The organism is Paracoccus sp. T5 (genome assembly GCF_048538155.2).
Lineage (GTDB): Bacteria > Pseudomonadota > Alphaproteobacteria > Rhodobacterales > Rhodobacteraceae > Paracoccus.
On the sequence record NZ_CM135809.1, the window covers coordinates 1,621,582 to 1,634,203 of the forward strand.

Genomic DNA, 12,622 nt, shown 5'->3' on the forward strand with positions numbered 1-12,622 from the left:
GGCACCAGGTCGGGCGAGCCCCCACCTGGTGTTTCTATTTTGGCGACTTTGTTTCGCATTTTCAATGGCTCACGCAAGCTGGTTTCGCGCAAGACGGCCATCCACCCAGTTCACGACAATCAGCCCTGGCAGGCTGTCCAACGCACGATCTGCATCCCGCGCTAGGTTCAGGCGCTTCGGCAGCTTGACCTGCGGGACCAGCAGAAAGATCGGCGCGGTGACCTTTCCGCGCCCGGTCTTCGAGCGCGACACCACCGCCTGACCCTTCGAGTTCAGCCTTCCCTCGGCGACCAGCAGGCTCGGCCCGGTGCGGCGATAGACGAAGCGCAGGCGCAGCCCGCGTCGTCGTTCCCACTCGCCGGGGGTGATCCGGCCGCCGCGCAGGGATTTGCCTGCGGCGGGCAGCGGGATCGCCAGCCAGAACCCATCCTTGGAACGGATCAGCGGGCCGGTGTCATGCGCACCGACGATGAACGGCGCCTGAGACCAGACAAGCGCGGCGGCGTCGAGGCTTTCGCCAGACTTCGGAAACGTCTGGTTGCGGATCGTGTTGGCGAGCCGGAGCCCGAGCCCTGCGCCGGTGACCTGCAAGCGCCACGCAGCCTTCAGCCCGGTCCCGGCCTCGCGCATGGCGGCGGTCACGGCGCGTTCGCCCGTTGCCACCTCCGCCTGCATCATCGCGACGATGTCGGGATCGATGTCGAGCTTCAGTTTCATGTGGGCCTCAGATCGACGGTCCAGACCAGCCGCTCGCGGTCGCGGACGGGCTCGCCCTGGATGAGGAAGGCGTCGCCATCGATCTCGATCCGGTCGCCGCGGCGCGGGTTCGCCACCTCGGCCACTTGCAGATCCACGCGCGTGGTCTCGGACCAGATCCTTGCATCGCCGAAATCCGTAACCGCATCCGCGCGCCGGGCGACAACGCGCACCAGAACGGGCGCGCCGCCCTCAGGCGTGTAGACCGCATCCCTGCCTATGTTCGGATCGGCGAAGAGCGCGCTGACGGCGGCAGCGAAAGCGCTCATCAGAACGCGCCGTTCAACCGCACCCGGCCGACGGTGTCACCGGCCCCGCCCGCGACCGCCTCGGTGGCGACACCGATCAGCGTGTTCGAGGTGGCCACGTTGGTGGTGCGCTTGTTGGTGTCGTCCCAATAGATTTTCGCGCCGGCCGTCCAGGCCTGCGAGCCGATCTTGGTGATGTCGAAGACGCCGGTGAGCGCGGCCTCGACGGTTTCGCCGAGGGCGGCAGTGCCTGCCGCTACGCCGAAGATGGAACCGACGAGCAGGCCATCGCCGGAGGCGACGGCATAGGGCGCGGTCAGGGTGATGGTGTTGCCGGGCTGGACGAAGTTTTTCATGGGGAGGATCCTCGTGGAAAGACGAAGGGCGGCCCGATTGGACCGCCCACATGTCGGGGTTCAGGAAGCGCGCCTTAAGCGCCCGGGTTCTTGTAGAGGCCGCGCCAGTCGATGGCCTTGGCGCCGAAGTCGAGGCGGCACTTGATCTCGACGCCGTCGACATCGAAGCCGTTGCGGGTCTCGATGTACGCACCCTGCTGGCCCTCGAGATAGGCGTATTCGATGGTGTCGATCTGGTTCGGGCTTGCGGCCAGATACCAAGCGGTGGCGCTGGCGGCATCGAGGCGCGGCTCGCTGATCGGCGAGAGCGTGCGGATCGACTGCGGCACCACGCTGGAGGTGGCGGCAGGCATGAGGTTCTGCGCGACCAGCTGCTCGGCCTTCAGTTCCAGCGCGGCGGGCACGATCAGGAAGGCAGGACGGATGTTCAGCACCGTCTTCTTGTCGAGCCCGGTCTGCAGCGCCATCGCGGCACGGGCCGCGCCCACCGCATCGACGGCCAGCGCCGCGCCTGTGCCGGCGAGGTTCTTATGGTTGGTGTGGAACAGCGCCGTGCCGTCGGCCATGGCCGGGTTCGCGGTGATGATGCCCCAGACGACATCGCTTTCCAGCTGGGCGATCGAGTTTCCGTACATCGCCGGGATCCGGGTGAAGGCGTCGAGATCGTCGTTGATCAGCACCTGCCGGGTGATCGCGACGACGCGGCCATAGGTCTTGACCTTGTAGCTCTCCTTGCTCTCGCCCAGCGTCCCGCGCTTGAACTCGCCGCTTTCGCCAACTTCCAGCAGTTGCGGCGCTTCGCCGAGTTGGACCCGGTGCATCGCCTTGAAGTCCGTCGCCAGAACCTGGCGGCAGAAGAGCGAGAAGGTCCGGGGATAGGCGTCATAGGCCTGCCGGAGCGTCTTGTTGGTGACGGCCGACAGGATTTCGGGAAAGTCCGATGTCGAATGTAGCGCGCGCGTTGCCACCTCGTCGCGCGACAGGCCGCGCGTGATCACCCCGGAGTTGCCGAGGCTTTCGCGCGCCAGTTCCAGAAGCGTCATGCCACGATACTGGCGCGCGGCATCCTCGAGCGGGAACAGCGTCGGGCTGTAACGGTGAAGGAGCGCGTTCGCCACGGCATCGCGGCGGGTGATCCGCTCGTCACGGCCACCGAGGGGGACCGAGACATGGGGGAACGTCCGGGTCTCGTCGGACTTTGCGGCGACCTGATCGAGGATCAGGCGACGGGACTCGTCGACGCTGACTCCGCGCTTGACCAGATCCTCGGCGAAGCCGCGCTCGAGGTTCAGGCGGCCCGCGAGATCGTAGATGGTGGAGACGCGGTCGCGCTCGGCCTCGCGGGCACTGGTCGCGATGGCTTCGGTATCGGGGGCTTCGGGCTTGGGGGCCTTGGGCTGGCTGCGCGTCTCAGCCGTGCGCGTTGGCGCCTCGGTCGCGCCGGTCTTGTCGTCGGGCATGGTGGTCTCCTCGGTCGCTGCCGTATCGGTTGTGTCGTCGGCCGGGGCGGCCGGGGTCGTCTTGTCGGTCATCGGGGGTGCTCCTTCGCTGGTTTCGGCGTCCCGGCGATGGAGGACGCAGTCGTGATGTTCGCCCTTGGCGCGAAAGCCCGCGGCGGGGTCGGCGCCGACCGGCACGGCCGAGATCTCGAACGGCGTCCAGTCGACCGCCCGCCATAGCTCGCGCCCGCCATCGGGTTTCGAGATGTCGAAGCGGTGGACCTGATAGCCGATCGAGACCGCGCGGATGTGCCCGGCCTGGATGTCGCGCCAGATCGGCTCGACGTCGGCGCGTTCGCTGATCCGCACCTGCGCGATGCCCCGGCCGCTCTCGATCCGCGCCGAGCCGGGCACGACCGAGCCGATGACGGCGTCGAGCGTGTCGATCTCATGGACCTTCAGGAAAGGCGCGCCTGCGTTCAGCCGGTCGAGCCTGACATGGGCGGGATCTAGGCTCAGTTCCTCGTCATAGGGCTCGCCGAAGAAGCTGGCGCGACGGACGCGGGCGCCTGCCGACCAGATCACTTCGACGGTGCGCGCATCATTGTCGACGCTGTTCGGCGCAAGCTCCGCCGACCGGCGCAGGGCCGGCAGTTCGATCATTGTATCCATGGGGTCAGTCCTGTTGGTCGGCCTGCGCCGGTGTGGTTTCCGGATCGACGGGCGCTGTCGGGTCGCCCGCCTGCGCGCTGCCGGTTTTGGTGACGCGGCGCGGGTCGCTGTCGAGCACCAGCCCCAGCGCATCAAGCTTGACGTTGGTCGCGGCGATCTCGGCCAGCACCGCATCGGGGTTGCGGCCCTGTTTAGCGATCACCTCGGCCAGCGTCATGGTGCCCGAGCGGATCGACAGCAGGTTCGCCATGGCGTCCTTCTGTGGATCGACCGCCTCGAACTTCGGCGGCGACCATTCGACCGGCACGGTCGGCGACGGGATCTGGCCCGCGGCCCACGCGGCCTCCGTGAACCACCGCCAGACGGGTGCGCAGAACATCGGGATGAAGAGCTGCCACTGCACCGCGTCGATCTGGCGGCGGAACTCCACGAGCCCCGCCCGGATCGAGGAATAGTTCACCTGGCTGAGATCCCCGGTCAGCAGCTCGTAGGGCACCCGGAACCCGGCAGAGATCGTGTGCAGGCTGGCACGCTTGTATTCACCGTAGCCGCCGGTGGCCGACGGCTGGTTGAAGCGGATGTCCTTGCCGCCCCGGGCATAGGCGATCAGCCCCGGTTCGAACTGCTCGACCCGGTTGCCGTCGGCATCGACCACGGAGGGCGCGATGCCCTGCTGCGCCTCGTCATCGCCGAAGACGATGGCGGTGACGCAGGCCTCGGTCTTCTTGCGGACCAGTTCGGCTACTTCATAGTCGTCGAGATCGCGCAAGCTGCGGATCACCGGCGCGCCCCAGGGCACGCCGCGCGCCTGCGTGCGCTGCTTCTCGTAGACATGGGCGATCTCGGTCGCGGAGACCGGGCGAGACCCGAGCCCGCCCTGCAGCGCGCCCCAGGCATCGCCGGGGTGCTCGGCATGCAGCCAATAGGCCCGGCGCTTGCCGACCGGATCGAACTCGATCCCCTGCACCAGCCGCCCCGCGCCGAGGGCGCCTGATTTCGTGGCGTCGAGAAAGTCGGCCTCCAGAACCTGCAATTGCAGCGGCACCGGCAGGCCGTCACTGGCGCGCCGCAGGCGTCGGCGCACCAGGACCTCGCCTGCCTCGACCATCTCGCGGCAGATCAGCGTCTGCAGGCCGTAGAAGTCGAGCTGGCCGTCGGCGTCGCACTCCGCCGTCCAGCGGGCGAACAGCGCATCGACTGTTCGGTCCAGCGTGTCGTTGCCGCTGGCGGCGCGCGGCATGATGCCGGCGCCGATGATGTTGTTCACCAGCACCGCCACTGCCTTGGCCGCATGCGGGTTGTTGCGCACGAGATCGCGCATCCGGTCGCGCAAGAGCGCCCCGGCCACGCCGATCTCGGTGTCGGCCGAGGATCCCGGCGCGCGCCAGCCGTCCGTGCGGCGGCCCTTGGACGCGCCGTCATAGCCGCGTGTCAGGGTCTCGAAGGCCTGACGTGCCAGCACGCGCCGAGCAGCCATACGCGGCGCCACCGAGGCGATGGCGTGGTCCATCCAGTTCGCGGGCATCAGCGATCCCCGCGCGAGAAGCCAGCAAGCCCGGCCACGGGAAGCGGCCGCGCCGTCCCGGCGATGGCGCGTTCGATGGTCCGGATACGGCCCAGAAGGTCTTCGGCCGAGCCATAATCCACCGATTTGCCGTCATAGCTGACCCGCGTCGTGCCGCTGGCATAGGCCCGGCGCAGCGCCGAGAGCTCGGTTTCCGTCCAGTCGGTCATCAAAACCATCCTTCGCGCCGCCCGAGCCAGTCGGAGCGGCGCTTGCCTAGTGGGGTTTGTCCAGGCCGGTGAATTTGCCCGGCCGGATCGGTGTCACCGAAAGGAGCGGCCTCGAGCTGATCCTCGAGATCGCGCCATTTCTCCTCAGTCCAGCGGTCCGCGCCCGCGATCCACGCGGCGGCGCGGGCATAGACCCGGCAATCCAGCGCCTCGTTGCGTTCGCGGAGCTTCTGCCATTCGAGTTTCGCGAAGCCGCGCTTGGTGCGGACCGTCACCAGTTGCTCGGCCACGACCTGCTTCAGCCACTCGCTTTCCACCCATGTTGGCAGGTGGATCGTGCCGGGCGAAAAGGCCGCGCCTTCGGCGCGTTCTTCCTCAGTCGGCCGTTCAAGCCGCAGGAAGCGGTAGGTCTCGGCCTTGAAGGTCGACACCGCCACCGTCCAGAGCCGCGCCCCGCGCCGCAGACGTTTGCCGCCCTCTGTCGCATCGACAAACGTTGGCCCCGACACCGGGCTCGAGCGGTTGAACCCCTCGACGCCTTTGACCGGCGACACCTGCGCGAACCCCTGCGCCCGCGACCAGGAATAGACCGCCGGAGCCTCGTAACCCGTGTCGATAGCCAGCCGCGCGATCCTGAGATGGGCGCCGCGTTCATGCGGCCAGCTTCGGTCCAGGAGCGCGCTCAACTCCGACCAGGCGTCGTGCCGGTCGGGCCCGCCCTCGATCACAACGTGATCGACGAGCCAGCTTTCGAGCCCGCGGCCCCAAGCCCAGACATCGACCTCGATCCGGTCCTTCTGCACATCGGCCCCGGCGGTCAGGAACAGCCCGCCGGCAGGCACCGTGCCAGGTTTCCAAGCCTCGCGCCGGTCGTAGAGCCGCTGCCAGTCTGGGGCTTCCCCGGTCTCGACCCAGGTCTCGCCCAGCGACGTATTGACGAAGGTCTTCATCGTCTCGTCCCCGCCGGAGCGCGCCGAGAGAAAGGCCCGCACCATCGCCTCCAGTCTGACCCATGGCGAGTAGATCTCGTTCAGGTGAAACCCCGCCACGCCCGCGAAGGGCTGCTCTGCCACCCAATGTCCTTTTGAGACGGCCGCCCAGCGGGTTTCGTCCCGCCAAGCCGCATCGCATTCCGCGCAGTGGTAGCGCGCGGTTTCGGGCCGGTGATCGCCCTCGGGCCCCTTGCTCCAGCGCACCTGTGTCCAAGTCAGCACCTGTTCCACCCCGCAATCCGGGCATGGCACCCAGAACCGGCGCTGATCGCTTTCCTCGAAGGCCGCCTCGATCCGGCTGGTGCCCTTGTTCGTGGGCGTCGAGACCAGCACGATCTTGCGGTTCCAGAAGGTCACCGTGCGTTTCCTGGCGAGGTTGACAGGATCACCCTCGGCGCCCGCGCTGAACGGGTAGCGGTCCACCTCGTCGCAAAGCAGCAGGCGGATCGGGCGGCTGGCCAGACCCGAGGGTGCGTTCGCGCCCACGATGGTCAGGTGCCCGCCCGGAAACCGCTTGTGCAGGATCTTGTTGTTGCCGTCGCGCGAGCGCGGATCGGCGATCTTGCCCTGCAGACACGGCGTGTCGCGAGCCATCGGCGAGAAGCGGTCCTTCGACCAGGTTTCCGCGTCGCGCTCGGTCGGCATCACCACCATGATCGGCGCGGGATCCTGATCGATATGATAGCCGCAGGCGTTGTTCAGAACCTCGGTCTTGCCGACCTGGGCGGAGGACATGATGACCACCGTCTCGGTCGAGGCGTCTGAAATCGCCTCCATGATCCCGCGCTGATATTCGGCCCGGCTCGTGCGCCATTGTCAGGGCTCGGCGCTGGCCTCAGAGCTCAGCCGTCGGTTCTGGTCCGCCCAATCGCTGATCGTCAGTTCCGGCGGCGGGCGCAGCACCTTCAGCGCCGTCTCCACCGCCCGCTTCAGGATCGGGGAGCCCGTCAATGTCAGCGCTGGCTTCGAGTTGGACATCTGGCTGCGCGAGATCATCGAGCACCTCGCGGATGGTCATTCGGATCAGGTTCCGGGTGTCTCCGACGGTTGATTGTTCAAAAACCTGCGGCGCCAACCGGTCCGGCAGCGCGAGCAAGCGGGTGCGCAGAAGCGCCAGAACGGCGATCCAGGCAGCCTCGATCTGTTCGGCCGAGATCAGCGCGCCGCGCTTTTCCTCGGCCTCCATCTCGGCAAGATCAGCCCGCGCCCGAATGAAGCGCGCCCGCTCGGCCGCGTAATCCGGCGCACCGGCCTGCGCCTTCGTGGCCTGATCGCGCAGGTAGCGGACATAGCCGCGCACCGAGCCGATCAGGTCGTACTGGCCGCGCTCGGCCTTCGGGATCACGCCCTCTCGGCTCAACTGCTGGACCCGGCGCTCCGAGAGATCGAGGAGCCGCGCGATCACGCCAATGGGTTGCGTGGCTGACGACATGAGATGATCCGCGCGATCCGATTAAAGCTATGTAATTGCTGCGATTATACTGGATGATGTGCCCCGGAAGAGCGAAGCTGATCCTACGAAAACGATGCACCCCACGGAGCCTGCCATGACCCTCGCCGAACGCTACAATCTTGAGGCCGCCCGCCTGCTTCCGCACATGGCCGCCGACCTTCAGGTCGATCCCGCCATCACCCGCGCGACCGAGATCGACGAGATCGTCTTCCGGCGCGGCGAGTTTCTGGGCGGCATGGCCTGCGCGATCCTCGCGATGATCGAGCAGAAGAACTGAGGGGCAAGATGATGATCGACCGCCACCAACTCCACGCCGAAAAGGCCCGCAGGAACCAAGAAGACGCACTGGCGGCCTTCATCGGCAAGAAGGCCGAGATCGACGCAATGCTCGCCCGCCTGCAGAGGCTGAGCGATGACCACTTCGACGCCCAGCCCGACGAGATCAACTGGGGCCACGTCGGCACCCTCGAACACTACGCGAGCCTGTTGAAGCGCATCACCGACAGCGCATTCGGCGAAGGCGAATTCGCAGACTGACCTCCGGCATCTCCGGACCTTTGCCGCGCGGGTGCGCGGCTTGGAGTCGCAGAAGGATCGCGACGGCCGCGACCCGAATACGGAGACGACCCCATGACCCAGCTTTCCGATACCCAAGCCATCATCCTCAGCGCCGCCGCACAGCGGCCCGAGCACATCGCCCTGCCGCTACCCGAGAGCCTGCGCGGCGGCGCCGCCGCCAAGGTTGTCGGCGCGATGCTCACCGCAGGCTTCCTCGAAGAGGTCGACGCCGACATGCGCAAGGGCGAACCCATGTGGCGCGAGACCGGCGACGGGCACGGCGTCACGCTGGTTGCCACCGACGCAGGGCTCGCGGCCATTGGCATCGAACCGGACACCTCCGCCGCCCCCGAACCCTCACCCAAGACGCGCACGCCTCGCGAGGGCACCAAGCAGGCGACCCTGATCGCCATGCTGCGCATGCCGAACGGCGCGACCATCGAGGAGATCATGGCCGCGACGGGCTGGCAGTCGCACACTGTGCGCGGAGCGATGGCAGGCGCGCTGAAAAAGAGGCTCGGGCTCGAGGTGTCCTCAGAGAAGATCGAGGGGCGTGGGAGAGTGTACAGCCTGCCGTCGGCCTAGAAACCAAGAAGCGGATTCTTACTGCTGAACCGCGACTACGTGCGGCTCAGCCCCACCAATAGGGCTTTGAGCAGATCCTTGGAACGAAGGGCTGGACAACTACATCACATTGATCACGCCCGGATGCGTCGAAAGCCTTCCGGACGTGGTCGCCGATTTCAGGCGTCTCGACCCATGCACCCAAGAGATAATCCGGGTGGACAGGGTTCATGACCTGCACTTCGGCGTCTGGAAAAGTTGGCCAACCCGTTGGCAAGCCATGCGCCTCTCGAAACCCGGTCCCGCGCGGATCCATCATCATTGAGCAATCGTCAAAAAGGCGTTCCAGCGCAAACCCGCCGTACCTCTTGCCGTGCTCGTATTTGGTTGCATTCGTTGATGCGCCATTCCGGTAGAACAGACAGTGATGGGTCCACAATAAGCTGGGGTCGAACGCAAGGATAACCCACGGCGCGTTGCCAGATCGATATCGTTTCGCCTCGAACATCTTTGGATAGAAACAGGAGATGGACATGGATATTGCGCCATCCTCTCCATCCAATCTATCTACGTCACTGGCAAATACGTCGTAATCCGCGTCTTGAAGGATTGCTCGGCTGAGGAGCCCATTCCTCAGAATGCCCGGCAGATTTTCTAGCAGCGTGAAGTGCAAGATATGCTCGATATTTCGGGCCTGCACTACCGCGGCGATGTGATCCGCGATCTTTTCGCCATAGGTCTTTTTTCGTGCCATTGCTCGCCCTACCGCCCCTGCAGTAGTTGCATACGAAATGCGATGCCGGGCGGGAAGCCGCTTTGCATTCTGGCGGTTCAGATATTCCGAAGTTGATGCAGCCGCCGCTATTTCAACGCGATCTATTCAGGTATGGTCCGTATCCGGATCGCCTCGAACAGCCGCCGAAGGGCGAAGGAACGGGCGATCGACACCACCGTGAATATGGCGCCCATCTTCAGGTTCTGCGCCAGCGTCGTGTGCAGCCCGAAGATCGGGAAGATCAGGATCTGTGTGACGACCGCAATGCCGTAGCCCACGATCACGTTGGCGACGGACTCCACCAGCGACATGAGGCGCGACTGTTTCATGCCGCTGCCTCATCCATCGGCCAGCAGTTCAGCTGCCAGAGTTCGAAGCGCATGCGCCGCAACCAAGGGGACCACGCCGTTGCCACAGAGGCGAAGGCGGTCCACCCGGTGGGCCAGCCCATCAGCGCCTCGACGAACAGCGGGTTCAAGGTCCGGCGCGGCTCGGAGGTATCGCGCCCAGCCATCGGCGTCGCCAGGACCTGGCGGCCAAGCAGGCCGTTCACCGGCGCATTCGCCAGCGTCGTCGCGCCGTCCTTGTGATCGCGCGCCGTCGGCGTCATCCACATGCCCGCCGCATGGGTCAGATCGGCTGTCTTGCGCTTGCCCCCGCTCGGTTTGCAGCCGTCGTTCGCCATCGGCGTCGGCCAGTCCCGCGCCATCCGGTCCAGACCCTTCTCGTCGCGCCGTTCGCCGCCCCGGCTGCGAAAGCTGTCCGTCTGCGGCGTCGGCCACATCGCGGCCGTCGTCGCGAGGTTCATGCCGTGCTGGCCCGCTGCCTGCGAGGGCGTCGGTTTCGTCTGCCGGTTCTCGTTGGCGCTGGCGCGGGGTGTTGGCCAGAGCCGCAGCAGTTCCGTCCGGTTCCCGCCACTCGACCGGGTGCCAGAGCAGGCGCGCGGGGTCGGCCAGCTCGTCGCCCTCTCGGATGGCGAGAATGAAGAGCCGCTCGCGCTTGTGGGGCGCGCCGACTTCCGCCGCCGTGAAGAGGCCTGCCGCAAGCTTGTAGCCCATGCTGACCAGTCCTGCGGCGACTTCGGGGAAGCCGAGGCGGAGATGATGGGCGACATTCTCGAGGAAGACGAAGGGCGGTTCGACCTCGCCGATGATGCGGGCGACATGCGGCCAGAGGTGGCGCGGATCTTCCGCGCCCCGGCGCTTGCCTGCGACGGAGAAAGGCTGGCACGGATAGCCCGCAGTGACGATGTCCACCGCGCCGCGCCATGGGCGGCCGTCGAAACTGGCAACGTCGTCCCAGACAGGCGCGTGATCCAGGGCCGCGTCTTCCATCCGGGCCACGAGAATGGCCGCAGCGTAGGTTTCCCGTTCGACATGGCCCACAGTTCGATATCCGGGCAAGGCGATGGTGAGCCCAAGGTCGATGCCACCGGCGCCGGAGCAGAGCGAGAGGCCGAAAAGGCATGCGTCGCCTGTTCCGTCAGGCAGGCCTGCGGAAGGTAAAGCCAGGTCATCCATCCCTCAGCGGTCTTTGGTCTTGAGGTCGTCGTAGGGCGTTTCATCCCCGTCGAGGACGGCCTGCTTCCCGGTGAACTTCTGCCAGCGCTGGACGGCCACATCGACATAGGCCGGGTTCAGTTCGATGCCGTGGCAGACGCGGCCCGTGGTCTCGGCCGCGATCAGCGTGGTGCCCGATCCCATGAAGGGCTCGTAGATTGCCTGACCCGGGCTCGAATTGTTGAGGATCGGCCGGCGCATGCATTCCACTTGCTTCTGGGTGCCATGGACGGTCTTTTCGTCCTGATCCTTGCCCGAGATATGCCAGAGCGTCGTCTGCTTGCGGTCGCCCGCCCAGTGGCCTTTGCCGGACTTTCGGACGGCGTACCAGGCGGGCTCGTGCTGCCAGTGATAATCGCCCCGGCTCAGAACCAGCCGCTCCTTGGCCCAGATGATCTGGGACCGGATGGTGAAGCCCGCGACCTCGAGGCTTTCCGCCACGGTCCCCGCGTGCAGCGCGCCGTGCCAGACATAGGCGACATCGCCCGGAAACAGCGCCCAGGCCTCGCGCCAGTCGGCGCGATCATCGTTCAGCACCTTGCCGGTGCGCTTGGTCTTGGCCGCCCCCGCCTCATTGCGCCAGCCCGGGTCATATTCCACGCCGTAGGGCGGATCGGTGACCATCAGCAGCGGCTTCACCGGGCCGAGCAGCCGCTCGACATCGGTGGCGACCGTGCTGTCGCCACAAAGAAGCCGGTGGTGCCCGAGCAGCCAGAGATCGCCGGGGCGGCTGACGGGATCTTCCGGCGTTTCCGGGATCTCGTCTTCGCCTTCCTGCGGACCGGTGCCCGTATCGAGGCTCGACATCAGCGCGTTCACCTCGTCCTCGGTGAAGCCGGTCAGGCCGAGGTCGTAATCCGCCTCCAGCAGGTCTGCCAGTTCGAGGTTCAAGAGGTCCTTGTCCCATTCGGCATTCTCGCCCGAGCGGTTGTCCATGATCCGGAAGGCGCGGGCCTGCGACGCGGTCAGCCCCTTGGCGACATGCACCGGCGCGGTCTTGAAGCCGAGCTTGCGCGCAGCCTCCAGCCTTGTGTGCCCGGCTAGCACGACCATTGCCTCGTCCACGACGATGGGCTGACGCCAGCCGAACTCCTGGATCGAGGCCGCGACCGTGGCGATGGCCTGCTCGTTGCGCCGGGGATTGCGCGCATAGGGAATGATCTGCTCGAGCGGCAGGTCGACGACGTCCATGGGAATGTCCTTGGGGTGCCGGGCGGCGAAATGGGGCGCGTGAACCGAAAAGACCCCGCGGGGCCGTTTCGGTTCAGGAATGGGGTTTCCGGCGGTCAGACCCTGTGCTCGTTGCCGCAGTGGCCCAGGCGAAACGAAACGGGTATTTTCCGGGGTGTCACTGGGAAACCCTCGCGCTTCGCCCGCCCGCATAGGGTGGACGCCGGGAAGGACCCGCCGATTTCAGGGAAATGCGCATCGCGTCGGCCCTGCTGTCGCGGGTCCGCGCGAACGGAAACGGGGAGAGCCGTCTTCCGACGCACTCTCCCCATCATATCCTTCAGAT

Annotated in this window: 15 protein-coding genes and 1 pseudogene; 3 read left to right on the forward strand and 13 right to left on the reverse strand. The window is 66.5% G+C overall.

Annotation, left to right across the window (positions count from 1 at the left end; all coding sequences use genetic code 11):
• Positions 1 to 69: 69 nt before the first annotated feature.
• The 8 genes from ACNR9W_RS07975 to ACNR9W_RS08010 all read right to left on the reverse strand — a co-directional run bounded on the left by ACNR9W_RS07975 (position 70) and on the right by ACNR9W_RS08010 (position 7,629).
• On the reverse strand, positions 70 to 717 hold the full coding sequence (locus tag ACNR9W_RS07975) for a DUF6441 family protein (RefSeq protein WP_419268330.1): 648 nt from the start codon (positions 715 to 717) through the stop codon (positions 70 to 72).
• Positions 714 to 1,025 carry a head-tail joining protein gene (locus tag ACNR9W_RS07980; protein ID WP_419268331.1) on the reverse strand — a complete coding sequence of 104 codons (312 nt, stop codon included), beginning with the start codon at positions 1,023 to 1,025 and terminating at the stop codon, positions 714 to 716. The genes ACNR9W_RS07975 and ACNR9W_RS07980 overlap by 4 nt, the downstream gene beginning before the upstream one ends.
• Positions 1,025 to 1,360: a DUF2190 family protein gene (locus ACNR9W_RS07985; protein WP_419268332.1), complete on the reverse strand. Its 336-nt coding sequence runs from the start codon at positions 1,358 to 1,360 to the stop codon at positions 1,025 to 1,027. Before ACNR9W_RS07985 ends, ACNR9W_RS07980 begins: the two co-directional genes overlap by 1 nt.
• Positions 1,361 to 1,434: 74 nt before the next feature.
• Complete coding sequence (locus ACNR9W_RS07990) at positions 1,435 to 3,471, reverse strand: prohead protease/major capsid protein fusion protein (RefSeq protein WP_419268333.1); 2,037 nt, start codon at positions 3,469 to 3,471, stop codon at positions 1,435 to 1,437.
• Between the two features lie 4 nt (positions 3,472 to 3,475).
• Positions 3,476 to 4,996: a phage portal protein gene (locus ACNR9W_RS07995; RefSeq protein WP_419268334.1), complete on the reverse strand. Its 1,521-nt coding sequence runs from the start codon at positions 4,994 to 4,996 to the stop codon at positions 3,476 to 3,478.
• Positions 4,996 to 5,205, reverse strand: a complete 210-nt coding sequence (locus tag ACNR9W_RS08000; protein WP_419268335.1) for a phage head-tail joining protein — start codon at positions 5,203 to 5,205, stop codon at positions 4,996 to 4,998. The genes ACNR9W_RS07995 and ACNR9W_RS08000 overlap by 1 nt, the downstream gene beginning before the upstream one ends.
• Positions 5,205 to 6,974 carry a phage terminase large subunit family protein gene (locus tag ACNR9W_RS08005; protein ID WP_458478471.1) on the reverse strand — a complete coding sequence of 590 codons (1,770 nt, stop codon included), beginning with the start codon at positions 6,972 to 6,974 and terminating at the stop codon, positions 5,205 to 5,207. Before ACNR9W_RS08005 ends, ACNR9W_RS08000 begins: the two co-directional genes overlap by 1 nt.
• Positions 6,975 to 7,032: 58 nt before the next feature.
• Entirely contained in the window at positions 7,033 to 7,629 is a 597-nt protein-coding gene (locus tag ACNR9W_RS08010) for a terminase small subunit, Nu1 (protein ID WP_419268336.1), read from the reverse strand.
• Positions 7,630 to 7,744: 115 nt separating this feature from the next.
• Between ACNR9W_RS08010 and ACNR9W_RS08015 the strand changes: the two genes are divergently transcribed.
• From ACNR9W_RS08015 to ACNR9W_RS08025, 3 genes are all read left to right on the forward strand, one after another.
• Positions 7,745 to 7,927, forward strand: coding sequence for a hypothetical protein (locus ACNR9W_RS08015; RefSeq protein WP_043869402.1), 183 nt, complete (start codon positions 7,745 to 7,747; stop codon positions 7,925 to 7,927).
• Between the two features lie 8 nt (positions 7,928 to 7,935).
• Entirely contained in the window at positions 7,936 to 8,187 is a 252-nt protein-coding gene (locus ACNR9W_RS08020; RefSeq protein ID WP_458478472.1) for a hypothetical protein, read from the forward strand.
• Positions 8,188 to 8,280: 93 nt separating this feature from the next.
• Positions 8,281 to 8,793: a DUF3489 domain-containing protein gene (locus ACNR9W_RS08025; RefSeq protein WP_419271706.1), complete on the forward strand. Its 513-nt coding sequence runs from the start codon at positions 8,281 to 8,283 to the stop codon at positions 8,791 to 8,793.
• 46 nt (positions 8,794 to 8,839) lie between these two features.
• Here ACNR9W_RS08025 and ACNR9W_RS08030 read toward each other — a convergent pair whose 3' ends face one another.
• From ACNR9W_RS08030 to ACNR9W_RS08050, 5 genes and pseudogenes are all read right to left on the reverse strand, one after another.
• A complete protein-coding gene (locus ACNR9W_RS08030; protein WP_419271705.1) occupies positions 8,840 to 9,526 on the reverse strand; it encodes a DarT ssDNA thymidine ADP-ribosyltransferase family protein in 687 nt (228 codons plus the stop codon).
• A 122-nt stretch (positions 9,527 to 9,648) separates the two neighbouring features.
• Positions 9,649 to 9,876, reverse strand: coding sequence for a DUF7220 family protein (locus ACNR9W_RS08035; protein ID WP_127657428.1), 228 nt, complete (start codon positions 9,874 to 9,876; stop codon positions 9,649 to 9,651).
• A complete protein-coding gene (locus ACNR9W_RS08040) occupies positions 9,873 to 10,355 on the reverse strand; it encodes a hypothetical protein (protein WP_419271708.1) in 483 nt (160 codons plus the stop codon). Before ACNR9W_RS08040 ends, ACNR9W_RS08035 begins: the two co-directional genes overlap by 4 nt.
• 202 nt (positions 10,356 to 10,557) lie before the next feature.
• A pseudogene (locus tag ACNR9W_RS08045) lies at positions 10,558 to 11,067 on the reverse strand (DNA cytosine methyltransferase); the annotation flags it as partial.
• 3 nt (positions 11,068 to 11,070) lie between these two features.
• Positions 11,071 to 12,297 carry a DNA modification methylase gene (locus tag ACNR9W_RS08050; RefSeq protein WP_419271622.1) on the reverse strand — a complete coding sequence of 409 codons (1,227 nt, stop codon included), beginning with the start codon at positions 12,295 to 12,297 and terminating at the stop codon, positions 11,071 to 11,073.
• Positions 12,298 to 12,622 lie beyond the last annotated feature (325 nt).